At 66.5% G+C, this 23,875-nt stretch carries 21 protein-coding genes; 13 read left to right on the top strand and 8 right to left on the bottom strand.

What is annotated here, in order from left to right:
* On the top strand, positions 1-2,742 hold a 2,742-nt coding region (locus tag ABZD10_RS02705), incomplete at its 5' end, for a hypothetical protein (RefSeq protein ID WP_372884564.1).
* 54 nt (positions 2,743-2,796) lie between these two features.
* Here ABZD10_RS02705 and ABZD10_RS02700 read toward each other — a convergent pair.
* The 3 genes from ABZD10_RS02700 to ABZD10_RS02690 all read right to left on the bottom strand — a co-directional run bounded on the left by ABZD10_RS02700 (position 2,797) and on the right by ABZD10_RS02690 (position 5,540).
* Positions 2,797-3,624, bottom strand: coding sequence for an IclR family transcriptional regulator (locus tag ABZD10_RS02700; RefSeq protein ID WP_372884563.1), 828 nt, complete (start codon positions 3,622-3,624; stop codon positions 2,797-2,799).
* A gap of 78 nt (positions 3,625-3,702) precedes the next feature.
* Complete coding sequence (locus ABZD10_RS02695) at positions 3,703-5,352, bottom strand: long-chain-fatty-acid--CoA ligase (protein ID WP_372884562.1); 1,650 nt, start codon at positions 5,350-5,352, stop codon at positions 3,703-3,705.
* A gap of 35 nt (positions 5,353-5,387) precedes the next feature.
* Complete coding sequence (locus ABZD10_RS02690) at positions 5,388-5,540, bottom strand: hypothetical protein (protein WP_372884561.1); 153 nt, start codon at positions 5,538-5,540, stop codon at positions 5,388-5,390.
* A 128-nt stretch (positions 5,541-5,668) separates the two neighbouring features.
* Here ABZD10_RS02690 and ABZD10_RS02685 point away from each other — a divergent pair, with 128 nt between their 5' ends.
* Genes ABZD10_RS02685 through ABZD10_RS02665 form a run of 5 tightly spaced genes read left to right on the top strand, consistent with a single transcriptional unit; the run spans position 5,669 to position 12,051 of the window.
* Positions 5,669-6,901, top strand: coding sequence for an acyl-CoA dehydrogenase family protein (locus tag ABZD10_RS02685; protein WP_372884560.1), 1,233 nt, complete (start codon positions 5,669-5,671; stop codon positions 6,899-6,901).
* Positions 6,902-6,906: 5 nt separating this feature from the next.
* The gene (locus ABZD10_RS02680) at positions 6,907-7,662 is read left to right on the top strand and encodes an SDR family NAD(P)-dependent oxidoreductase (RefSeq protein ID WP_372884559.1); all 756 of its coding nucleotides are present in this window, start codon (positions 6,907-6,909) and stop codon (positions 7,660-7,662) included.
* A 33-nt stretch (positions 7,663-7,695) separates the two neighbouring features.
* Positions 7,696-9,789: a 3-hydroxyacyl-CoA dehydrogenase NAD-binding domain-containing protein gene (locus ABZD10_RS02675; RefSeq protein WP_372884558.1), complete on the top strand. Its 2,094-nt coding sequence runs from the start codon at positions 7,696-7,698 to the stop codon at positions 9,787-9,789.
* 2 nt (positions 9,790-9,791) lie between these two features.
* Positions 9,792-10,979 (top strand): acyl-CoA dehydrogenase family protein, encoded by a 1,188-nt coding sequence (locus tag ABZD10_RS02670; RefSeq protein WP_372884557.1) that lies wholly within the window; start codon positions 9,792-9,794, stop codon positions 10,977-10,979.
* Between the two features lies 1 nt (position 10,980).
* Positions 10,981-12,051, top strand: a complete 1,071-nt coding sequence (locus tag ABZD10_RS02665) for an acyl-CoA dehydrogenase family protein (RefSeq protein ID WP_372884556.1) — start codon at positions 10,981-10,983, stop codon at positions 12,049-12,051.
* 95 nt (positions 12,052-12,146) lie between these two features.
* Here ABZD10_RS02665 and ABZD10_RS02660 read toward each other — a convergent pair whose 3' ends face one another.
* The 4 genes from ABZD10_RS02660 to ABZD10_RS02645 all read right to left on the bottom strand — a co-directional run bounded on the left by ABZD10_RS02660 (position 12,147) and on the right by ABZD10_RS02645 (position 15,515).
* A complete protein-coding gene (locus tag ABZD10_RS02660; RefSeq protein WP_372884555.1) occupies positions 12,147-12,551 on the bottom strand; it encodes a PaaI family thioesterase in 405 nt (134 codons plus the stop codon).
* Between the two features lie 62 nt (positions 12,552-12,613).
* Positions 12,614-13,645 (bottom strand): phosphotransferase family protein, encoded by a 1,032-nt coding sequence (locus ABZD10_RS02655; RefSeq protein ID WP_372884554.1) that lies wholly within the window; start codon positions 13,643-13,645, stop codon positions 12,614-12,616.
* 163 nt (positions 13,646-13,808) lie between these two features.
* Positions 13,809-15,011, bottom strand: coding sequence for an acetyl-CoA C-acyltransferase (locus ABZD10_RS02650; RefSeq protein ID WP_372884553.1), 1,203 nt, complete (start codon positions 15,009-15,011; stop codon positions 13,809-13,811).
* 36 nt (positions 15,012-15,047) lie between these two features.
* The gene (locus ABZD10_RS02645; protein WP_372884552.1) at positions 15,048-15,515 is read right to left on the bottom strand and encodes a MaoC family dehydratase; all 468 of its coding nucleotides are present in this window, start codon (positions 15,513-15,515) and stop codon (positions 15,048-15,050) included.
* Between the two features lie 151 nt (positions 15,516-15,666).
* Here ABZD10_RS02645 and ABZD10_RS02640 point away from each other — a divergent pair, with 151 nt between their 5' ends.
* The 5 genes from ABZD10_RS02640 (at position 15,667) to ABZD10_RS02620 (ending at position 20,662) form a co-directional block, all read left to right on the top strand.
* The gene (locus ABZD10_RS02640) at positions 15,667-16,899 is read left to right on the top strand and encodes a branched-chain amino acid ABC transporter substrate-binding protein (RefSeq protein WP_372884551.1); all 1,233 of its coding nucleotides are present in this window, start codon (positions 15,667-15,669) and stop codon (positions 16,897-16,899) included.
* 73 nt (positions 16,900-16,972) lie between these two features.
* Complete coding sequence (locus tag ABZD10_RS02635; RefSeq protein ID WP_372884550.1) at positions 16,973-17,905, top strand: branched-chain amino acid ABC transporter permease; 933 nt, start codon at positions 16,973-16,975, stop codon at positions 17,903-17,905.
* Positions 17,902-19,176: a branched-chain amino acid ABC transporter permease gene (locus ABZD10_RS02630; RefSeq protein WP_372884549.1), complete on the top strand. Its 1,275-nt coding sequence runs from the start codon at positions 17,902-17,904 to the stop codon at positions 19,174-19,176. Before ABZD10_RS02635 ends, ABZD10_RS02630 begins: the two co-directional genes overlap by 4 nt.
* Positions 19,176-19,952 carry an ABC transporter ATP-binding protein gene (locus ABZD10_RS02625; protein WP_372884548.1) on the top strand — a complete coding sequence of 259 codons (777 nt, stop codon included), beginning with the start codon at positions 19,176-19,178 and terminating at the stop codon, positions 19,950-19,952. Before ABZD10_RS02630 ends, ABZD10_RS02625 begins: the two co-directional genes overlap by 1 nt.
* Positions 19,949-20,662 (top strand): ABC transporter ATP-binding protein, encoded by a 714-nt coding sequence (locus ABZD10_RS02620; protein ID WP_372884547.1) that lies wholly within the window; start codon positions 19,949-19,951, stop codon positions 20,660-20,662. Before ABZD10_RS02625 ends, ABZD10_RS02620 begins: the two co-directional genes overlap by 4 nt.
* Positions 20,663-20,794: 132 nt before the next feature.
* Here ABZD10_RS02620 and ABZD10_RS02615 read toward each other — a convergent pair whose 3' ends face one another.
* The gene (locus tag ABZD10_RS02615; RefSeq protein WP_372884546.1) at positions 20,795-21,877 is read right to left on the bottom strand and encodes a Zn-dependent alcohol dehydrogenase; all 1,083 of its coding nucleotides are present in this window, start codon (positions 21,875-21,877) and stop codon (positions 20,795-20,797) included.
* 217 nt (positions 21,878-22,094) lie between these two features.
* Here ABZD10_RS02615 and ABZD10_RS02610 point away from each other — a divergent pair, with 217 nt between their 5' ends.
* Both ABZD10_RS02610 and ABZD10_RS02605 read left to right on the top strand, forming a co-directional pair.
* The gene (locus ABZD10_RS02610; protein WP_372884545.1) at positions 22,095-23,069 is read left to right on the top strand and encodes an NADPH:quinone oxidoreductase family protein; all 975 of its coding nucleotides are present in this window, start codon (positions 22,095-22,097) and stop codon (positions 23,067-23,069) included.
* Positions 23,070-23,134: 65 nt separating this feature from the next.
* Positions 23,135-23,875 (top strand): beta-ketoacyl synthase N-terminal-like domain-containing protein (locus tag ABZD10_RS02605; protein ID WP_372884544.1); only part of this gene is annotated, 741 nt, incomplete at its 3' end.

The raw sequence follows: 23,875 nt of genomic DNA, 5'->3' as shown, positions 1-23,875 counted from the left end.
GGCGGCGACCTGCGCCGGGTGGCGCTGGACGAGGCGGGCGGGCTGCTGGCAGTCACCGACTACCTGGGCGACCGGGTGCTGCTGGTCGATGCCACCAGCGGTGCGGTCCGGGCCGAGGTGGCGACCGGGGCGCGGCCCTTCGGCATCGTCTTTGATGCCCGCAACCGGCTGTTCTGGGTCACCCTGTTCGAGGCCCACCGGCTGATCGCCATCGACCGTGCCGGCGCCATCGTCGCCCGCCACGACACCCCCGAGACCCCGCGCGGGCTGGCGCTGCTGAATGACGGCCGGCTGCTGCTCACCCATGCGATGATCGGCGAGGTCAGCATCTGGGACACCGCCCGGAGCCCGGCGCGGATGCTGCGCCGCATCGCCCTGCACGAAACCCAGGAGGCGGATGAATTCGTCTCGCAGGGGCTGCCGCGGCTGCTGGATGACATCGCCGTCAGCCCCGACGGGCGCGAGGCCTGGCTGCCGCATGTGCTGTGGAATTTCGACCATGCGTTCCAGTTCCAGTCGACCATCTTTCCCAGCCTGTCGCTCTTGGACCTCACCCCCGGCGCCGAGGCCGAGCTGGCGGGGCGGCGCAAGCATCTGTTCCGCCAGATCAACATCACCGACAGTGCCGGGCGCACCCGCATCCTGTCGAACCCGCATGACGCGGCCTTTTCCGGCGACGGCCAGAAGGTCTATGTCACGCTGGCCGGCAGCGAGGACGTGATGGTCTTTGACCTGTCGCGCCGGGCGCCGATCGACGGCGACCAGGAGCGCAGCACCCGCCGCGCCGGCAAGCGCAGCCAGGGCGGCGCGAAGGCGACGCAGCTGCTCCGCCACATCCCCGGCGACAATCCGCGCGGGCTGGTGGTCGCGGGGCAGGACATCTTCGTGCAGAACGCCATGAGCCTTGATCTGGTGCGGCTGACGCGCGGTGGCGACGGCCCCTTTGCCCGCATGCGGCTGGCCGATGCGCCGCCGGTGGCGCTGGTGGCGGACGACCCGGTCGATCCGCAGCTGCGGCGCGGCATGACGCTGTTTCACAGCGCCAATACCGATGATGCCCCGGCCACCCCGACCACCGGCGATTTCTGGATGAGCTGCCAGAGCTGCCATCTCGACGGGTTCAACTTCACCACCGGCTATCTGTTCCGCGCCACCAAGGCCGATGTCCACGAGGATGCGGTGATCGGCCATCGCGGGCTGGGGGCGATGATCGCCGGCGATTTCATCGGCGATTACATCCGCATCATGCAGACGACCCAGGGCGGGCTGGGCCATGACGGGCGCGACGGCGCCCCCCCCATCGACCCCGGCGCGCCGCCGCATGCGCTGGCGGCCGACCTCACGGCGCTGCACGCCTATGTCACCGACCGCGAAAACCTGCCGCTGACCTCGTCCTGGCTGCGGCTCGCGGATGACCGCCGGACCGTGCATGAAAAGGACTGGGTCAACTCGGCCGCCTGCGCCGGCTGTCACAGCGAGATGTTCGACCAATGGTCGGATTCGATGCACCGGCTGATGGGGGATTCCAACCCCTATTACAAGGTCGTCGAAGAGGTCGCCGCCCAGACCGAGGGCGAAGAGTTCCGCCAGTGGTGCATGGGCTGCCACCACCCGCAGGGGCTGCTGTCGGGCCTCACCGCCACCATCGAGAAGGGCCATATGTTCGAACAGGGCGGTGCTTCGCTGTTCGAGGCGCTGGAACAGGGCAGGCCCGATCTCGACGAGGGCACCGGCTGCCTGTTCTGCCACCGGATCGTCAAGCTGGAAGCGGCGCGCGGCCTGCGTGCCGGCGGCAATGCCAGCTTTACCGTCAGTGTCGAGGCGCGCCCGCAATATGTCTTCGAGAACAGCGACAACGCGGTGCTGAACTGGGCCGGAAACCACCAGATCAACGCCAAGCCGCAGGCCCATGCCGAGAGCTATTCGCAGCCCTTCTACAAGGATTCGGCGCTTTGCGGCACCTGCCACAATGAATTCGCCCCCGGCTCGGGCAGCGTCATCGTCGACACCTATGGCGAATGGGAGGCCTCGGCCTACAACAACCCGGCTGACCCCGGCAAACACCGCAGCTGCATCGACTGTCACATGCATGGCGACATCGGCCGCATCGGCGAGGACATCCCCGGCGTCTCGACCGATGGCGGCCGCCTCAAGGACAATGTGGTCACCCATCAGTTCACCGGCGCCAATCACCATCTCGTGGGGCTGCGCAACCCGGAGCTGGCCGACATGAGCCTCGAGCTGCTGCGCTCGGCGGCGCGGCTCGAGGGGCGGCTGGATGGCGACGGGCGGCTGGTGGTGCGGGTGCGCAATGTCGGCGCCGGTCACGCGCTGCCGACCGGGGTCGCCGATTTCCGCCAGCTGTGGCTGGACGTCACCGTCACCGATGCCACGGGGCGGGTGGTGCTGGAGCATGGCAAGCTCGATGACGGGGGCAATCTGGCGCCGGACGCACGCCTGTTCCAGAAGGTCTTTGGCGACGCCGAGGGCAAGCCGGTCGGCCTGTTGTTCTGGCGCTACGAGAAGATGCTGAAGGACACCAAGATCCCCGCCAACGGGTACCGCGACGAGGTCTTCGAGCTGCCGCGCGATGCGCAGTTTCCCTTGCAGGCCGAGGTCCGGATGATGTTCCGCATCTACCCGCAGTGGGTGACCGACGCGGTGCGCGAGACCTATCCCGAGCTGCCCGAGCCGCAGGCGGTCGAGATGGCGCGCTGGGCGGCGGTCCTGACGCGCCCCTGAGCGCGGCGGCCCGGCCGCGCGCCGGGCCGGTACGTGGCCGGTGCATGGCCGGGGTCAGATCATGCTTTGTTCGAGGGTCTTCACCAGTTCGCGCAGCTTGGGGCCGAATTCGCCCACCAGCTTGTCCTTGGGCAGGTAGTTGGCCGGGCCGCCGAGGTTGAAGGCCAGCAGCGGCGTGTCGCCGCCCTTGTAGCTGCGGAAGGGTACCGCGACCGAATGCACGTTCGGCTGCCAGTCGCCGAGGTTGGCGTAAAAGCCGCGCGATGCGATTTCCTCGGCGGCCTGCGCGATTCCGTCGCGCAGGGCGGGCCAGTCCTCGGGGGCGGCATGGTCGCGGATCGAGGCCAGGATCTCTTCCTTTTCCTCGGCGCCGCAGGCGGCGATATAGGCCCGGCCCATCGCCGAGCGCGCCAGCGAGATCCGCGACCCGACATCGAGTTGCAGCGAAATCACGCTGCGCGAGCGGGCGGTGGCGAGATAGATCATCGTGTAATCGACCCGACCGCCAAGGGCGACCTGCACCCCTTCGCCGCATTCATTGGCCAGCTCCTGCATGTAGTTCTGCGAGGTCTCGCGGACCGGCAGCCCGCTGAGGCAGGCATAGCCGAGGCTGAGAACCGGCACCCCCATGCGATAGCGGCCGGTGTCGTTGTCATAGAGAAGATAGCCGGATTTCAGCAGGGTATAGGTCAGGCGCGAGATGGTGGAATTCGGCAGGCCGGTGCGCTCGGAGATGTCGCCGTTGCTCAGGCCCGCGCGGTCGTCGGGCCTGAAGGCGCGCAGCACCTCCAATCCGCGGTGGAGGGCGGTGATGAACTGACGGTCATGGCCGCCTGCCGTCTTGGCTTCGGAGTCGACGGGCACATCCGTTCTTTTTCGCATTCTGCTTTCCTCTGGCCTGACGCCGGTAGACGAATTCTACCCATTTTCCGGCAGGCGGAATAATCAATTCCTATTGCACTATGACAGATCCTTCCAGAGCACTTTTCCGGTGGCCGACTTCGGCAGCGTCTCGGCAAAGACGATCTGGCGGGGGCATTTGTAGGCCGCCATCTCCTGTCGGCACCAGCCGATGATCTGGTCTTCGTCGAGACTGTCGGCGGCGCCGGCCTTGCGGACCACATGGGCCTTGACGAATTCGCCCCGGCGGGTGTCGCTGGCGCCGACGACACAGGCCTCGGCGATCCCCGGATGGTGCAGCATCATGGTCTCGACCTCGGCCGGCCAGACCTTGAACCCCGAGACGTTGATCATGCGCTTGACCCGGTCGACCATGAAGAAATAGCCGTCTTCGTCGCGGTAGGCGATGTCGCCGGTGCGGAAGAAGCGCTTGCCGTCGAGATCGACGAAAGCCTCGCGGGTGGCCTCGGGGTTCTGCCAGTAGCCAAGGAAGACCTGCGGCGCGTGGGTGATGATCTCTCCGGCTTCGCCGGCGGGCAGCTCGGTCGTCGTGCCGGGGGCGACGATGCGCGAGTCGACCGAGAAGATCGGCACCCCCAGACATTGCTCGCGGGTCGCCTCGGGCGGGTTGATATGCAGCGCGGCCATGGTTTCCGAGAGGCCGTAGCCCTCGACATAGGGCTGGCCGATGCGGGCCTTGAGCTTGACGGCAATGGCGTCGGGCATCGCCGCCCCGCCGCCGCCGATGGTGCGAAGGCTGCCGAGGTCATGGGCCTCGGCCTCGGGATTGTTCAAGAGGTCGATCGCCATCGTCGAGATCGAGGCCCAGTGGGTGACCGCGTAGCGTTCGATCAGCTGCGCGGCATGCACCGGGTTCCAGCGGGTCAGGATCACGATCGTGCTGCCGCGATAGATCGGCACGTTCATCGAGCTTTGCATGCCGGTGACGTGAAAGAAGGGCAGGGTCGCCAGGGTGATGCTGTCGCAGTCCGACGGGGTCCAGGTGGTGGTGCCGATCAGGGTGGTCATGACGGTGCGGTGGCTGTGCATGCAGCCCTTGGGCTGGCCGGTGGTGCCCGAGCTGTAGGGGATCACGGCGAGGTCGTCGGCCCCGGTTCCGGCGGGGCGCGGCCGGGCCGGGGATTGCACGACGTCGGAAAAGCGGTATCGGCCCGGGCCCTCGAACCCCGCCTCGCACAGGTCGGGCAGGGGTGCCGGCAGCGGAATGTCGTAATCGGGGTCGGCCATCTCGGCGTAGCTGGCGCCGATGATGTGCTGCACCTCGCCGGCCTCGAGCAGTCCAAGCGCGTTGGGCGCCAGTTCGAGACCGGCGATGATGATCTTGGCGCCGGTGTCCTGCGCAAGGTAGCGCAACTCGGCTTTCTGGTTCATCGGGTTGACCGGCACCACGACCCCGCCGGCCCGCAGGATGCCGTAGTAGGCGATGACATATTGCGGGCTGTTCTGCATGTAGAGCAGCACCCGGTCGCCCCTTGTCAGGTTCATCTCGCCTTGAAGCACGCCGGCCAGCGCGGTGACCATCTCTTGCAGGCGGGCGTAGCTGATGCGGCGCCCCTGGAACCGGATCGCCGTGCGCTCGCCGTGGCGCCGGGCGGTCTCGGTGAGGTTGCTGTCGATGCTGCGCGCCGGAATCTCAAGGGTCCGGGGCAGCCCCTCGGGCCAGTAGGATTCGGGATGCGTGGTTGTCATGTCTGTTCCTCCCAACAGTCGTTCGGTGCGTCGCGTCAGCCGCTGCGGTCCTTGCAGAAGGGCTGACGAAGTCTCGGTTTCTTGATCTTGCCGATGGCGTTTCCGGGCAGCGCGTCGCGCGGCGGCGCGCCCGGCGCGGCATTCACCTCGGGGTCCGCTGCCCGCAACGGTGTCGCCGGTCCGGTCATTTCCGCTTGTCTCCCCTTGCCCGCAGAATGGAACGTCACGTTCTTTTTCCGCTTTGCAAAAAATCTTTCCGCAAATATTGACTAAGTTTCCGATCAATGCAACAGAAAGAAAGCAATCGAGGAGAAGCATGATGGATTTCTTTCCCCTATCGGATCGGGCCAAGGCGCTGCGCGAGGCGCTGTTGCAGTTCATGGACGAACACATCTATCCCAACGAGGACCTGTTCGAGGCGCAGCATGGCGAGGGCGACCCGTGGGATGCACCGCCGATCCTCGAAGAGCTGAAGGCCAAGGCGCGGGCGGCCGGGCTGTGGAACCTGTTCCTGCCCTACGAGGACGCGAGGGCCTATGGCGGGGCCGGCCTGTCCAACCTCGACTATGCCACCCTCTGCGAGATCATGGGCCGCTCACCGATTGCCCCCGAGGTCTTCAACTGCTCGGCGCCCGATACCGGCAATATGGAGACCCTCTGGCTTTACGGATCACAGGCGCAGAAGGACCAGTGGCTGCGGCCGCTGCTGAACGGCGAGATCCGCTCGTGCTTCTCGATGACCGAACCCGAGGTGGCCTCGTCGGATGCCACCAATATCGAGTGTTCGATCCGCCGCGACGGGGAGGACTATGTGATAAACGGGCGCAAATGGTGGTCGTCGGGGGCCAATGCCAATGCCTGCAAGCTGGCGATCGTGATGGGCAAGACCGACCCGGAGGGCCCCAAGCACAGGCAGCAGTCGATGATTCTGGTGCCCATGGACAGCCCCGGGGTGACGGTCGAGCGGGCGCTGACCGTCTTTGGCTATGACCATGCGCCGCACGGCCATGCCGAGATCAGCTATGACAATGTCCGGGTGCCGGCAGGCAACATCCTGCTGGGCGAGGGGCGTGGTTTCGAGATCGCCCAGGGCCGGCTTGGGCCGGGGCGCATCCACCACTGCATGCGCCAGATCGGCGTGGCCGAGCGGGCGCTGGAAGAGATGTGCCAGCGGGCGCTGGCCCGCGAGGCTTTCGGCAAGCCGATCGCCGAACACGGGGTCACCCGCCACTGGATCGCCGAGAGCCGCTGCGACATCGACCAGGCGCGGCTGTTGACGATGAACGCGGCCCACATGATGGACACCGTCGGCAACAAGGTGGCGCGCAAGGAAATCGCCATGATCAAGGTGGTCGCCCCGACCATGTGCGGCCGGGTGATCGACCGCGCCATTCAGGTGCATGGCGGGATGGGCGTCAGCCAGGACAGCCGGCTGGCGGGCTTTTATGCCAATTCGCGCACGCTGCGGCTGGCCGACGGGCCGGACGAGGTGCACCGCGAGACCATCGCCAAGCAGGAATTGCGCCAGTATCGCAGCAACAGGACGTGAGCGGGATGTTTGACTTGAAGGACAAGGTGGCCGTGGTCACCGGATCGAGCCGCGGCATCGGCCGCGCGATTGCCGAGATGTTCGCCCGCGCCGGCGCCAGGGTGGTGGTGTCCTCGCGCAGCGCCGAGGCCTGCAAGCCGGTCGAAGAGGCGATCCGCGACGCCGGTGGCGAGGCGCTGACCGTTCCCTGCCACATCGGCAGGAAAGAGGATCTGCAAAACCTCGTCGACCGGACCCTTGCCGAATGGGGCCGGATCGACGTGCTGATCTGCAATGCCGCCATCAACCCGGTCTATGGCCCGATGTCCGAGCTGACCGATGAGGCCTTTGACAAGATCATGGGCACCAATGTGCGCTCGACCTGGCAGCTTTGCCAAATGGTGCTGCCGGGAATGGCGGACAACGGCGGCGGCGCGGTTGTGCTGCTGTCCTCGATCGCCGGCATCCGGGGCAACGCGGTGATCGGCGCCTATGGTATCTCGAAGGCGGCCGAGGCGGCGCTGGCGCGCAACCTCGCCGTCGAATGGGGCCCCAGGAACATCCGCGTGAACGCGCTGGCCCCCGGCCTGATCCGCACCGATTTCGCCCGTGCGCTGTTGGACGACCCCGAGCGCCTGGCGCGGGCCGAGAACCAGACGCCGCTGCGCCGGATCGGCGAACCCGAGGATATTGCCGGAACCGCGCTGTTCCTGGCCAGCGATGCCGCGGCCTATGTCACCGGACAGACCATCGTCGCCGACGGCGGCGAGCTGATCCGCTGAGGCCGACAGACTCAAGAACAAAGGACAGTTTTCATGAACACCCAGAACTCCGTTTCGGTCAGTACCGAGATCGTCGGCGACGTGGCGCTGGTCGCGGTCGACAACCCGCCGGTCAATGCGCTGAGCGTGCATGTGCGCACCGGCCTCCAGGACGCGATTGCCCGGATCAACGCGGACCAGAGCGCCAAGGTCGTCGTGATCTATGCCCGCGGCCGGACCTTCATTGCCGGTGCGGATATCACCGAGTTCGGCAAGCCGCCGATGCAGCCTTCGTTGCCCGACCTGCTGAACGAGATCGAACAGAGCGCAATTCCGCTGGTCTGCGTGCTGCATGGCACCGCGCTGGGCGGCGGGCTGGAAGTGGCGCTGGCCTGCCATGCGCGGGTCGCCGTCGCGGGGGCGCGCATCGGCCTGCCCGAGGTGCTGATCGGCCTGCTGCCCGGCGCCGGCGGCACCCAGCGCGTGCCGCGTCTGGCCGGCATTGCGGTGGCGCTTGATATGTGCCTGTCGGGGCGTCAGGTGAAGGTGGCGGAAGCGCTGGAGATGGGGCTGGTCGATCGCATCGACGCCGGTGATCCGCGCGCGGTGGCGCTGGAGGCCGGGCAGGATGTGATCGCCGGCAAGCTGGCCACCCGCAAGACCTGCGATCTTGACGCCGAGGCCGATGATGCCGCCCTTGCGGCCGCGCGCCGGATGGTGGCCGAGAAACACCCCAACCTGGTGTCGCCACAGCGCTGCATCGAGGCCATCGCCCTGTCGACCGGGCCGATGGCCGCGGGCATGCAGGCCGAGCGCGCGGCCTTCATGGACTGTCTGGCCACGCCGCAGCGGGCCGGGCTGATCCATGCCTTCTTCGGCGAGCGCGCCGTGGCCAATGTGCCCGAAAAGGCCGCCACCCCGCGCGAGGTGGCGTCGATCGGGGTGATCGGCGGCGGCACCATGGGATCGGGGATCGCGACCTCGGCCCTGCTGGCGGGCATCCCGGTGACGCTGGTCGAGGTCACCGACGAGGCGCTTCAGCGCGGGGTGGCGACGATCACCGGCAATCTCGATGGCGCGGTCAAACGCGGCAAGCTGAGCGCCGAGGCGCGCGACGCCACGCTGGCGATGCTGGGCGCCGCGACCACGCTCGAGGCGCTGGCCGGGGTCGATCTGGTGATCGAGGCGGTCTTCGAGCAGATGGAGGTCAAGAAAGAGATCTTCGGCAAGCTCGACGCGATCTGCAAGCCGGGGGCGATCCTGGCTTCGAACACCTCTTATCTCGACATCGACGAGATCGCCGCGCAAACCGCGCGCCCCGAGGACGTGATCGGGCTGCATTTCTTCTCGCCCGCCCATATCATGCGGCTGTTGGAAATCGTTGTCGGCGCCAAGACCGCGCCCGAGGTGACGGCGACCGGTTTCGCGCTGGCCAAGCGGATGCAGAAGGTCGGCGTGCGGGCCGGTGTCTGCGACGGTTTCATCGGCAACCGGATTCTGGCGCATTATTCCAAGACCGCCGCCTATCTGGTGCTGGACGGGGCCTCGCCGCAGCAGGTCGACAGGGCGCTGGAGGATTTCGGCTTTGCCATGGGGCCGCACAAGGTCGGCGACCTGGCCGGGCTCGACATCGGCTGGATGACCCGCAAGCGCAAGGCGGCAGAGCGGCCTTCGAACGAACGCTATGCCGGCGATGTCTCGGACCGGATCTGTGAAAACGGCTGGTTCGGCCGCAAGAGCGGCAAGGGGTTCTATGTCTATGACGGGCGCGACATGCGGCCCAACCCCGAGGTCGAAGAGATCATCGCCGATGAGCGCCGGAAGGCCGGGATCACCCCGCGCGAATTTTCCGACGGCGAGATCGTCGACCGCTATCTCACCGCGATGATCGTCGAGGCGGCACGGGTGGTCGAGGACGGTATCGCCCTGCGGCCGCTGGATGTGGATATCGTGTTCCTGATGGGCTACGGTTTCCCGCGCTTCCGCGGTGGTCCGCTGCATTACGCCGACACGATCGGGGCCGCCGAACTGGTACGCCGGATCGAGGATTACGCCCGGCAAGACCCGCAGTACTGGCAGGTGCCCGAATTGTTGCGCGAGATGGCGCAGAGCGGGCGCAGTTTTGCCGACATCAACAAGGAGGCCTGAAAATGGACCTGTCCTACACCCCCCAGGAGCTTGCCTTTCAGCAGGAGGTCCGGGATTTCTTCGAAGCCAACCTGCCCGGGCATATCGCGGACGCGGTGCGTTCGGGCGCCGAGATGACCGGCGAGATCTATCAGGAATATCACCGTATCCTGTCGGCCAAGGGCTGGCTGGCGACCACCTGGCCCAAGCAGTTCGGCGGCCCCGGCTGGACCCCGGTCGAGCGCCATATCTTCGACGTCGAGAGCAACCGCTACAACGCGCCGCGCATCGTGCCCTTCGGTCTGGCGATGCTGGGGCCGGTGATCCAGAAATTCGGCAATGACCGCCAGAAGGCCGAGGTGCTGCCCGGCATCCTTTCGGCCGAGGACTGGTGGTGCCAGGGCTATTCCGAACCGGGGGCCGGCTCGGACCTGGCCTCGCTCAAGACCCGCGCCGACCGCGACGGCGACCACTATGTCGTCAACGGCCAGAAGACCTGGACCACGCTTGGCCAATACGCCAACAAGATCTTCTGCCTGGTGCGCACCAGGTTCGACGGCAAGCCGCAGGAGGGCATCTCATTCCTGCTGATGGACCTTGACCTGCCGGGGATCGAGATGCGCCCGATCCGCCTGATCGAGGGCGGGCACGAGGTCAACGAGGTGTTCTTCACCGACGTCCGCGTGCCGGTGGAAAACCTTGTCGGCGAAGAGAACGCCGGCTGGACCATCGCCAAGTTCCTGCTGACCCACGAGCGCACCGGCATCGCCGGCGTCGGCATCTCGATGCAGGCGCTGGAGGAGCTGAAGGCGCTGGGCCGCCGGGTGAAGCGCGACGGCAGGAGGCTGATCGAGGATCCGCTGTTCGCGGCCCGCGTGGCGCGTGTCGAGGCCGATCTCGAGGCGATGAAGATCACCAACCTGCGGATGCTGTTCCAGGCCCAGAAACAGGGCCATCCGGGACCCGAGACCTCGATCCTCAAGATCAAGGGCACCCAGATCAACCAGGAGATCCGCGACCTGGCGCGCCGTGCCCTTGGGCCGGTGGCGGCGCCCTTCCCCGGCCATGTCAACGACGGCAACCTGGCGCTGAGCCCGCCCGATACCGAGCATAACGCGGCGCGCTATTTCAACGCCCGCAAGACCTCGATCTTTGGCGGGTCGAACGAGATTCAACGCAACATTCTGACCAAGACCATGCTGGAGCTGTGAGATGAACTTTGATCTGACCGAGGATCGCCAGATGCTGGCGGACACGCTCCGCCGTTTCCTGGCCGAGCAATACGACATCGAGACCCGCAACGCGGTCGCCTATGAGGCGCCGTTCCACGCCCCGGACAAATGGGCCGAGATGGCCGAGCTTGGCATTCCCGGCGCGCTGGTGCGGGAAGCCGACGGCGGTTTTGGTGGCAGCGGCTTCGACATCGCCGTCGTCTTCGAGGCGCTGGGCCGCACCCTGTGCCCGGAACCCTTTCTGGCGACGCTGATGGCCTCGCGCCTGCTGGCGGCGGCCGGTGCCCCGCAGGACAGCCTGGTCGAGGGTTCGGTGAAATACGCGGTGGCGCTGAGCGAGATCGAGGCACCCTATGACGTTGCCTTTACCGAGACCACGGCGCAGGCCGCGGGCGGGGGCCACAGGCTTTCGGGGCGCAAATGCGCGGTCTATGGCGGCCAGGTGGCCGACCGCTTTCTCGTGGTCGCCCGCCTCGACGGCGAGCTTGCGGTGTTCGAGGTTGCCGCGGCCGATGCGACGGTTGTCGGCTATCCGATGATCGACGGCGCGGGCGCGGCCGAGCTGGTGCTGGACGACACCCCGGCCACCCTGCTGATCGCCGGCGCCGAGGGCGCCATCGCCGAGGCGCTGAATGCCGGCCGGCTGGCGCTTTGCGCCGAGGCGGTGGGGGCGATGGACGTGACCTATGAGATCCTTCTCGACTATCTCAAGACCCGCAAGCAGTTCGGCGTGGCGATCGGCAAGTTCCAGGTGTTGCAGCATCGCACCGTCGATCTGCTGACCGAGATCGAGCAGTCGCGCTCGATGGTGATCGGGGCCGCCGCCGCGCTGGACGATGCCGATGCAGAGCTGAAGGTGGCGATGGCCAAGAGCCTGATCGGCCGCGCCGCGCGGCTGGTGGCCGAAGAGGCGATCCAGATGCATGGCGGCATCGCCATGACCTGGGAATATGCGGTGTCGCATCTCGGCAAGCGGCTGATCATGCTGGATCACCAGCTGGGCGACACCGATCACTGCCTGGCCCGGGTCGCCCGGAGCTACGCCGCATAGGCGCAAAGAGATCGCCGCCGGGGCCTGCCTTGCAGGGTCCGGCGGTGGCCGGTCCGGCTCTGATACGGCATTCTCTCAGGGCCGGGCCGGTGTTTTCAGCCCGCCGAGCGGTAGCGGAAGACGCCGGTGCCCTCGGCGACGGCATGGCCGGCGCTGTCGCGGATCAGGCCACGGGCGAAGAAGCTGCGCGCGCCGCCGCCGGTGCGGAAGCCTTCGCAGATCAGCCGGTCGGTGGTCGGGCGCGACAGGAAGTTGGTATTCATCGACAGGGTCATCGACAGCCGCTTGCGCGACAGATCGCCGGTGTAGCTGCCGGAAAACCCCATGACCGTGTCCAGCATCGTCGCATAGACGCCGCCATGGGGAATGCCGAAGCGGTTCTGGTGCTTTTCTTCCAGAGGCAGTTCGAACAGGCAGTAGTCGGCCTTCCACTCCACCAGCCGGAAGCCCAAGAGGTCCTGAAACGGGTAGGGTGGTTCGGTCATCGGGTCGATCGGCATGGCGGTCCTTTCCTGTGGTGTTCCGGGGGTGTTTAGCTGTCGGGGGGGGGGCGTGGCGCGGCTCAGCCGAGACCGGCGGCGCGCAGCCCGCCGGCGGCATAGCGCGGCACATAGCCGCCGACGCGCCGCGCCCGTTCGGGATTGGAGGCGTTTCCGTCGAGGGCGCGCTTTTTCACCCCCTGCAGGATGCCGGCCATGCGGAAGAAGGTGAAGGCGACGTAAAAGCCGAGGTTGTCGATGCCGCCAAGGCCGCGCCGGGCGCAGTAGTCGTCGACCACCTGCTGATCCGAGGGCAGGCCGAGGGCCGCGCGGTCGAGCCCCCTGAGCCCGCGGCCTTCGTTTCCGGCCGGCATCGACCATTGCATGAGCACCGCCGCCAGATCGGCATAGGGGTGGCCGATGGTCGAAAGTTCCCAGTCGAGCACCGCGAGGCAGCGCGGTTCGCTGCGGTGAAACAGGAGATTGTCGATGCGGAAATCGCCGTGGACCAGGCCGCGCTGGCCGTCGTCGTCGGGGATATTGCCGTCCAGCCAGGTGATCAGCGCCTCCATTTCCGGGATCTCGTCGGTCTGGCTGGTGCGGTATTGATGGGTCCAGCGGTCGATCTGGCGGCGATAGTAATTGCCGCTGGGGCCATAGTCGGCCAGCCCCGCCTCGAGGATGTCGACATCGTGGATGGCGGCGAGGACGCGGCCCATCTCGTTCAGGATCGCCCAGCGCTCACCGGAGCCCTGTTCGGGCAGCGAAGGCAGGTTGAAGCTGCGGCCGGCGACATAGTCCATGACATAGAAGTCAGAGCCGATCACCGCCGGATCCTGGCACAGCGCATAGACCCGGCTGACCGGCACCCCGGTGTCCTGAAGCGCCTTTTGCACCCGGAATTCCCGGTCCACCGCATGGGCCGATTTCAGCAGCTTTCCCGGTGGTTTGCGCCGCAGCACCAGCTGCGGCCCGTCGGTGTTCAAAAGGAAGGTCGGGTTCGACTGCCCGCCGGGGAACTTCTCGGCGCTGCGGATCTCGCGCACACCGGGCACCCGGCCCCTGAGCCATTGGGCGACGGCCGCGAGATCAAGCCGGGTTACGTTTTCTGCCATGTCCTGTTCTGCCATGTCCTGTTCTGCCATGTCCTGTCGGGCCTCAGCTGGTCCGGCGGCGCCGGAAGAATGGAAAGGCGGATGCCCGGCCGCGCCGGGCGGCTGGGGGAGCGATTTCTGCCGCCCGGCGCCGGGGCCGGGCATCCGCGACCGGGCAAGCGCCTCAGAGCACTTCGAACAGCCCGGCTGCGCCCATGCCGCCGCCGACGCACATGGTGCAGACCACGTATCTGGCGCCGCGGCGTTTGCCCTCGATCAGCGCGTGGCCGACCATGCGCGCGCCGGACATGCCATAGGGGTGGCCGACCGAGATGGCGCCGCCGTTGACGTTGAGAATCTCGTTCGGGATGCCCAGCACCCGCGCCGAATGCAGCACCTGGCAGGCGAAGGCCTCGTTCAGCTCCCAAAGGCCGATGTCGTCCATCGTCAGCCCCTGGGCCTCGAGCAGCCGGGGCACCGCGTGGATCGGACCGATGCCCATCTCGTCGGGGTTCAGACCGGCGGCCATGACGCCGACATAGCGGCCCAGCGGCTGCACCCCGCGCCTTTCGGCGGTGCGTTCGTCCATGATGACCGAGGCCGAGGCGCCGTCGGAAAGCTGCGAGGCATTGCCGGCGGTGATATGGGCGCCTTGGCTGACGACCTGCCCGTCCTTGAACACCGGTTGCAGCGATTGCAGGTTTTCCAGCGTGGTGCCGGGGCGGTTGCCTTCGTCCTGCCCGAGGGTCACTTCGCGGAACGACACTTCCTTGGTGTCCTTGTCCATCACGCCCATCGTGGTGGTCAGCGGCACGATCTCTTCGTCGAACCGGCCCGCAGCCTGGGCGGCGGCGGTGCGCTGCTGCGATTGCAGCGCATAGGCATCCTGATCTTCGCGGCTCACGCCATAGCGATCGGCGACGATCTCGGCGGTTTCGAGCATGCTCATGTAGAGCGCCGGCATATGTTCGCTGATCCACGGATCGCGGACCCGGTCGCTGCGCATGTTCTGGTTCTGGACCAGCGAGATCGATTCGACCCCGCCGCCGACGACCACGTCCATGCCGTCGTGGACCACCTGTTTGGCGGCGGTGGCGATCGCCATCATGCCGCTGGCGCACTGGCGGTCCAGCGACATCCCGGCGACGGTCACCCCGAGCCCGGCGCGGATCGCCGCCTGGCGTCCGATGTTGCCGCCGCTCGAGCCCTGCTGAAGTGCGCTGCCGATGACGCAGTCCTGGATCTCGGTGCCCTCGAGCCCGGCCCGTTCCGCCGCATGGGCGACAGCGTGGCCGATCAGGGCCTGGGCCTGCGTGTTGTTGAAGGCGCCGCGAAAGGCCTTGCCGATCGGGGTGCGTGCCGTGGACACGATGAGCGCATTGCGCATGTCGAATTCTCCGTTGGTTGTGAATGTGAGCGGTTTTCAGACCCTGTGGTCCGGCTTGAGGCGCAGGGTGAGCCACTGGGCGCTGAGCGCCGGCTTGTCCTGCCCCTCGATCTCGACCGTGACGTCCCAGGTCAGCCTGCGGACCCCGGGGCGGGTTTCCTTGAAGTCGACCAGGGTAAAGCGGCCGCGGATCCGCGCGCCGACCTTGACGGGGGACAGGAAGCGCACCCGGTCAAAGCCGTAGTTCACCCCGGTGCCGGTCATCTCGGCGTGTTTCACGCCCTCGGCGGCCATCTTGGACAGCAGCGACAGGGTCAGGAAACCATGCGCGATGGTGGTTCCGAAAGCGGCCTTGGCGGCGGATTCGGGGTCGACGTGAATGAACTGCCGGTCGCCGGTGGTGTCGGCGAAGGCGTCGATCATGCTCTGGTCGACGGTCATCCAGGGAGACAGGCCGACTTCGAGTCCGACACTGTTTTCAAGGCCTTTCACAATGGCGATCATGCTCCGCCCTCCGCGTGGTTCATCCCCGATATGCGGCTTGTTTTGCATAGCGGAAAAAATTTCCGAAAAATGTTGACTTTGGGGAATGAACCTCTAAACATCTCGATTGTCAATGGGCGGAATTATTTTCCGCAAACGGGAGGAGAACCTGATGAACCTATTTGTTAAGGCCGCACTGGCTGCAATGGTCGGCGTCACGCCGGTCGCGGCGCTGGCGCAAGACACTCTGAAGATCGCCTTTATCGACCCGCTTTCGGGGCCGTTCGGCCCCTCGGGGGATGCCGCGCTGCGCCATTGGCAATATGCGGCCGACGAGGTGAATGCCGGTGACGGCATCAACGGCCAGAAGGTCGAGATCGTCGCCTATGACAACAAGATCAATCCCAAGGAATCGCTGGTGCAGCTTCAGAAGGCGCTGGATCAGGGCATCCGCTATGTGGTGCAGGGCAACGGCTCGTCGGTGGCCTCGGCACTGATCGACGCGATCGAAAAGCACAACAGGCGCAACCCCGGCGAAGAGGTGCTGTTCCTCAATTACGCGGCGGTGGACCCGGCCTTCACCAACGAGCGCTGTTCCTTCTGGCACTTCCGCTTCGATTCGGATGCCGACATGAAGATGAACGCGGTGACCGACTGGCTGAAGGGTCAGGACGACATCAAGAAGGTCTATATCATCGGCCAGGACTACAGCTTCGGCAAGGCGGTGGCCGCCGCGGCCACCGAGATGATCGCCGCGAAGCGCCCCGACATCGAGATCGTCGGCAACGAGCTGCACCCGCTGGGCAAGGTGAAGGATTTCACCCCCTATGTGCAGAAGATGATCAGCGCCGGGGCCGATGCGGTGATTACCGGCAACTGGGGGGCGGATATCGTCCTGCTCATCAAGGCGGCGACCGCCTCGGGACATGAGGTGCCCTATCTGACCTATTACGCCGGCAGCCTCGGGGCCGCCACCGCGATGGGCGAGGGGGCCGTCGGCCGGGTCAAGCAGATCACCGAGATGAACACCAACCTCGAGACGCCGGGCCCGCAGGATGTGCTGATCGACGGGTTCGAGACCAAGAACAGCGATATCAGCTATTATTACCACCGCATCTTCAATGCCATGGAGATGTTCGACGCCGCGGCGACCAAGGCCGGCAGCGTCGAGCCGATCAAGGTGGCAATGGCGCTCGAGGGGCTGGAGTACGAGACCGCCTATGGCCCGGTCACCATGCGGGCCGACAATCACCAGATCTTGCAGCCGCTGTACATGTCGACCTTCAGCAAGGAGGTCAAACGCGATGTCGAGGATCTTGGTCTCGGCTGGACGTCGGGCGCCGGTGACCGCATCGAGGCAGCCAATACCTCGATGGCGACCACCTGCGAGATGAAGCGGCCGTAAGGCGGTTTTTCGCATCCAACGAAACCCGGGGGCCGCGCTGCTGTCGGCCCCCCCTTTGTCAGCCGAGGCGCTTATGGAAACCATCCTCTTCTCGCTGCTGAACGGGGTGATCTACGGGCTTCTTCTATTCATGCTGTCCAGCGGTCTGACGCTGATCTTCAGCATGATGGGAATCCTGAATTTCGCCCATGCCAGCTTTTACATGCTGGGCGCGTATTTCGCCTTCAGCTTCACCCAGGTCACCAGTTTCTGGATCGCCCTGATCTTCGCACCGATCCTGGTCGGGCTGTTCGGCGCCGTCGTCGAGCGCTGGGGGCTGCGCAACGTGCACCAGCACGGCCATGTCGCGGAACTGCTGTTCACCTTCGGGCTCGCCTATCTGATCGACGAGGTGGTCAAGATCGTCTGGGGCAAGAACGCGGTCGACTACCGGGTGCCCGCCGAGCTTGACTTTCCGCTGTTCGAGCTGTTCGGCGCCCAGTACCCGGCCTACAGGATGTTCATCCTGCTGGTTGCCGTGGCGATGCTGGCGGCGCTTTGGTACCTGCTCAAGCGGACCCGCGTCGGATTGATCATCCAGGCGGCTCTGACCCATCCGCATATGGTCGGCCATCTCGGCCACAACGTGCCCCGCATCTTCATGGCTGTGTTCGGCGCCGGCTGTGCGCTGGCCGCCCTGGCGGGCGTGATCGGCGGCAACTATCTGGTCACCGACCCGGCGATGGCGGCCTTCATGGGGCCGATCGTCTTCGTGGTGGTGGTGATCGGCGGGCTGGGCAGTCTCGAGGGGGCGTTCATCGCATCGCTGCTGCTGGGGCTGTTGCAGACCTTCGCGATCTCGGTCGATGCGAATTTCGCCGATCTCTTCGGCTGGACCGGCCTGACGGCGACCAGCGAACTGGGCGGCATCACCGTGGCCTCGCTGGCGCCGATGCTGCCTTTCCTGCTGTTGGTTCTGATCCTGATCGTCAAACCGACCGGACTGATGGGAGACCGTGAAGCATGAGCGATACGATTGCAAACCCGGGCCAGGCGCTGGCGCCGTCGCGCGGCGAGAAGTTCCGCCAGCGTGTCCTGCCGCTGATCTTTCTGGCCATGGTGCTGGCGCTGGTGCCGCTGATGGCACCGTCGCGGACGATGTATTCGCTGCTCAACGCGATCGGCATCAACATCGTCTTTGCCCTGTCCTACAACATGCTGCTGGGGCGCGGCGGGCTGCTGTCCTTCGGCCATGCGGTCTATTTCGGGCTCGGCGGCTATGCCGCGATGCACGCGATGCGGGCGATCGAGGCCGGCGACGGCGGCTTCTGGAGCGCCTATCCGGTCTTCGGCCTGCCGCTGGTCGGCTTTGCCGCCGGCGCCCTGGCCGGCGCGGTCATCGGCTGGCCCTCGTGCCGGCGGGCGGGGACGGCCTTTGCCATGATCTCGCTGGGGGTGGCCGAGCTGATCGCCGCTGCCGGCTTCATGTTCGCCTCGGTCTTCGGCGGCGAAGAGGGCGTCACCGGCGACCGCATGAACGGGCCCGAGCTGTTCGGCCTGTCGCTGGGGCCGGTGGGCGAGGTCTATCTCTTCATCGCCTTCTGGACCGTGGTCGGCACCGGGCTGATCTATGGCTTTACCCGCACGCCGCTGGGCAAGCTGAGCGAGGCCACCCGCGACAATCCCGAGCGGGTGCAGTTCATCGGCTTCGACCCGGTGCGGGTGCGCTATCTGGTGTTCATCATCGCCGGGGCCTTTGCCGGGCTGTCCGGTGGCATGGCGGCGGTCAACTACGAGATCTTCACCCCGGAATCCCTGTCGCTGCACCCTTCGGGCTTTGTCCTGCTGATGGCCTATATCGGTGGCATCCGCTATTTCGTCGGCCCGGTGCTGGGGGCGCTGGTGCTGACGGTGATGCAGTCGATGCTGTCGGATTTCACCGAGGCCTGGCTGCTGTATCTCGGGGTTCTCTTCATCGCCATCATCATGTTCGCCCCGGGCGGGCTGGCCGGGATCCTGTTCGGCACCGGCGCCGCCCTGCGCCGTGACGGGCTGCGCGGCAGTCTCGGGACGCTGGGGGTGAAGACCTGCGGGATCGTGCTGTCCTTCCTCGGGCTGGTCGTGCTGATCGAGGTCGTGGTGCGCTGGTCCAACGGCTATGGCGAGGTTTTCGAACCCTTCGGGCTGGCGCTGGAAAGCGGGTCGCCGCTGACCTGGGCGCTGGTGACCGTCCTGTGTGCCGCGGGCTTTGCGCTGTTGCGCATCGCGGCGCGAAACACCAACGAGAGGGGAGCGTGATGAGCGAATCCGCACTGGCCATATCCGGCCTGCACAAGAGCTTTGGCCCGGCGCATATCATCCGTGGCGTCGAGCTGGACGTCGCCCGGGGCGAACGGCACGCCATCATCGGCCCCAACGGCGCCGGCAAGTCGACGCTGTTCAACCTTGTCTCGGGCCTGTTCAAGCCCAGCGAGGGGCAGGTGCTGATGAACGGCCGGCCGATCTCGGGGCTTGCGGCCCACGAGATCAACCGAAGGGGGCTGTCGCGCAGCTTTCAGGTGTCGAACATCTTCTCGAACATGACCGTGCGCGAGAACGTCCGCTGCGGCGTGCTGCATTCGATGGGGCAGGGCTATAGTTTCTGGCGCAATATCGGCAACCTGAAGGCGGTGCAGAAGAAAACCGCCGAGATCCTCGAAAAGGTCGAGCTGATCGAGAAGGCGCATATGCCGGCGGCGCTGCTGTCCTATGCCGACCAGCGCACGCTCGAGATCGCGGTGACGATTGCCGGGGGGGCCGATGTGATCCTTCTCGACGAGCCCACGGCGGGGATGAGCCATTCGGAAACCGACCGTGCGGTGGCGCTGATCCGAAAGGCGACCGAGGGCAAGACGCTGTTGATCGTCGAGCATGACATGGGCGTGGTCTTCGACCTGGCCGATACCATCAGCGTTCTGGTCTATGGCGAGATCATCGCCACGGGGCGGCCAGAGGAGATCCGCGGCAACCCGAAGGTCCGCGAGGCCTATCTCGGGGAAGAGGCGGATGAGCAACCGATCGGAGGTGCCGCATGACCGGTGCAGAACCCATGCTGAAAGTCGAGAACCTGCATGCCTATTACGGCAAGAGCCACGTGCTTCAGGGCGTCGATCTGGAAATCCTGCCGGGCGAGGTCGTCGCGCTTCTGGGGCGCAACGGCGTTGGCCGGTCGACCACCGCCAAGGCGATCATGGGCGAGGTGGCGCCGCAGGGGAACGTGACCTTCAAGGGGCAGCGCATCTCGGGGCTTGAAAGCCACAGGATCGCCCATCTCGGCCTTGGCTATGTGCCGGAAAACCGCGATATCTTCCCGATGATGACGGTGCGGGAAAACCTGGTTCTCGGGATCAAGAACATGCGCCGGTCGGGGCGCTGGAACATCGAGGACATGCTCGACATGTTCCCCAACCTCAAGGCCCGTGCCGATACCGCCGCCGGGGTCCTGTCGGGGGGCGAGAAACAGATGCTGACCATCTGCCGGACCCTGATGGGCAACCCCGATCTGGTCATCATCGACGAACCCACCGAGGGGCTGGCGCCGAAGATCGTGCAGCAGGTCGGCGACCTGATCGCGACCATCGCCAAGGCCGGGGTTGCGATCCTGCTGGTCGAACAGAAGCTGTCGATCGCGCTGCGCATCGCCGACCGGGTCTATGTCATGGGACATGGCAATATCGTCTATTCCGGCACCCCCAAGGATTTTCTGGGTCGCGAGGACGTGCGCCGCGAGTGGCTCGAGGTCTGAGCGCACCCGCCGCTGCCCGTTGCCGCCCGCCCGGGCCGGCAGCGCGCCGCTATCAAAAGGGGCCCTGCCGTCGTGGCGGGGCCCCCTGCTGTTTCGGGGGGGTGTTTCGGGGCCCTGCGCCCTGCGCTGATTTCAGAACAGGATCACGTTGCGCTTGGCGGCGCCGGTCATGGTGTCGGCGAAGGCGTCGTTGATCTGTTCGAGTTTCCAGCGCCCCGAGATCAGCTCGTCCAGTTTCAGCCGCCCCTGCTGATAGAGGTCCACCATCCACGGAATGTCGCGCTGGATGACGGCATCGCCCATCTTCGAGCCGATGATCTGCTGGCCGAGATCGGACATCAGAAGCGGCTGGTAGCTGGCGCTCTGGCCGAAGGCGGGCATGCCGACCATGACGATCTTGCCGCCCTCTTTCAGATAGCGCGGCGCGGCGTCAAAGGCCGCGATCGCGCCGACGGTGACGATCACCGCGTCGGCCTTGCCGCCCATGGCGCGGATCGCTGCCTTCCATGGCTTGGCATCGCTGCCCAGCGCCCCGTCGGTGGCCCCGAAGGCGCGGGCGATCTCGAGTTTCTCGGGGGTCATGTCGACCGCCACGATGCGCCGCGCCCCGGCGATCCGCGCCCCCTGGATGGCGTTGAGACCGACCCCGCCGGCGCCGATCACCACCACGTCCTGACCGGGGCGCAGACCGGCCGCGTTGACCACCGCGCCGACCCCGGTGATGACGCCGCAGCTGAGCAGCGCGGCGCAGTCCATCGGCATGTCCGAGGGGATCTTCACGATCTGGCTCCGGTCGACCACGATCTTCTCGGCGAAGGCGCCGCATTCCATGCCCTGCACCAGGCGGCCGCCCTCGGCGGTGGTCAGTGGCCCGGCCATCTCGTCCTGCGGGGTCGAGCAGATCGTCGGCTTGCCGGCGTTGCAGTTGGGGCAGCTGCCGCAGGCGCGGATCAGGGTGGCGACGACGCTGTCGCCGAGCTCGAACCCGGTGACGCCGGGGCCGATGCCGGTGATCCGCCCGGCGGCCTCGTGGCCGAAGACCGCCGGCAGGTGGCCGCCGAACTTGCCCTGCCAGTAGGAGATGTCCGAGTGGCAGATCGACACCGCGTCGAGCGTGACCTCGACCTCGCCGCTCTGGGGGGGCGCCAGGTGGATCTGCTCGATCGTCAGGGGGGCTCCGTATTCGTGGCATACGGCGGCTTTGATGGTCTGCATCGTCGAATCTCCGCAATAGAACTTGATCCGGGTTGCCCCCGAATCGTCATGTGACGTAGGGAAAAATATAGAAAAAATAACGACTTACAATAGTGCGGAAAATAATTCTGCAAAATGTTGAAAACGTTGTTTATTCTGCTTTGCAGGGGGCGTTTCGGGCGCCGCCGGGGGTGCGGATGCGGTCTGCGCCCCGGTCATGATTGAAGGAGACCCTGACTTGAAAGCCGTGATGTGTGAAGAATTTGCCGCGCCGGAGCATCTGAAGCTGCGCGACCTGGAAGAGCCGCAGCCCCATGCCGGCGGCCTGCGGATCCGGGTCGAGGCCTGTGGCGTCAACTTTCCCGAAACGCTGATCATCCAGAACAAGTACCAGTTCAAGCCCGAGCTGCCCTTTACCCCGGGCGGCGAGGTTGCCGGCGTCGTCGATGCCATTGGCGAGGGGGTGAGCGGTTTCGAGATCGGCGACAAGGTCATGGCGATGGCGCTGACCGGCGGCTATGCCGAGCAGATCGTCGTCGACGCGGCGGCGGTGCGCAAGCGCCCCGAAACCATGTCGGGCGAGACTGCCGCCGGGTTCACGATGACCTATGGCACCTCGATGCATGCGCTGAAGCAGCGGGCGCGGCTGCAACCGGGCGAGACCCTGCTGGTGCTGGGCGCCGGTGGCGGCGTCGGGCTGGCGGCGGTCGAGATCGGCAAGGCGATGGGGGCGCGGGTGATCGCGGCGGCCTCGTCCGAGGACAAGCTGCGCGCGGCGCAGCGGGCCGGGGCCGACGCGCTGATCGACTACACCACCGAAGACCTGCGGGCGCGACTGAAAGAGCTGACCGGGGGCCGCGGCGTGGATGCCTTCTACGACCCGGTCGGCGGCGAGATGTTCGAAACCTGCCTGCGGTCGCTGGCATGGGGCGGGCGGGCGCTGGTGATCGGCTTTGCCTCGGGCGAGATTCCCAAGGTGGCGGTCAACCTGCCCCTGCTCAAGGGCTGTGACATCGTCGGCGTGTTCTGGGGGGCGTTCCGGCGCCAGTTCCCGCAGGAGGATGCCCGCAACTTCGACGAGCTGTTCGCATGGTACGAAGCGGGGCGGCTGTCGCCCCAGATCAGCCGGGTCTACCCGCTGGAGCAGGCCGGGCAGGCGCTGATCGACCTCACCGAGCGCAAGGTGGTCGGCAAGGTGATCGTGAAACCCTGAGCCGGCCCGGCCGGGCGCGGCGGATCTGAGACCCAGGAATTGAGACCCAAGAGGAGGTCGTACCAGTGCAAGAAGCTTTTATCTGCGACTATGTTCGCACCCCGATCGGACGCTTCGGCGGATCGCTGGCCTCGGTGCGGGCCGATGATCTCGGGGCGGTGCCGATCCGGGCCCTGATGGCCGCCAATGCGGCCGTCGACTGGGGGGCGGTGGACGACGTGATCCTTGGCTGCGCCAATCAGGCGGGCGAAGACAACCGCAATGTCGCGCGCATGTCGGCCTTGCTGGCGGGGCTGCCCGAGACGGTGCCCGGCACCACCATCAACCGGCTGTGCGGGTCGGGAATGGACGCGGTGCTTGCCGCCGCGCGGGCGATCCGGGCGGGCGAGGCCGAGCTGGTCATCGCCGGCGGTGTCGAAAGCATGACCCGCGCGCCCTTCGTCATGCCCAAGGCGGCGGCGGCCTTTGCGCGGGCCAACGAGGTTCACGACACCACCATTGGCTGGCGTTTCGTCAACCCGGCGATGAAACGGCAATACGGCGTCGACTCGATGCCCGAGACGGCCGAGAACGTGGCCGAGGATTTCCAGGTCTCCCGCGCCGACCAGGACGCCTTCGCCTTCCGCAGCCAGGAACGCGCGGCGGCGGCCCAGGCCAATGGGCGGCTGGCGCGTGAGATCGTGCCCGTCACCATCCCGGCCCGCCGGGGCGATCCGGTCGTGGTCGAGCGCGACGAGCATCCGCGCCAGACCACGCCCGACAAGCTCGCCGCGCTGCCGACGCCCTTCCGCGAGGGCGGCACGGTG

Source organism: Shimia sp., assembly GCF_041624275.1.
Classification (GTDB): Bacteria; Pseudomonadota; Alphaproteobacteria; order Rhodobacterales; family Rhodobacteraceae; genus Shimia.
This window is presented reverse-complemented; position numbering and strand designations above follow the sequence as displayed.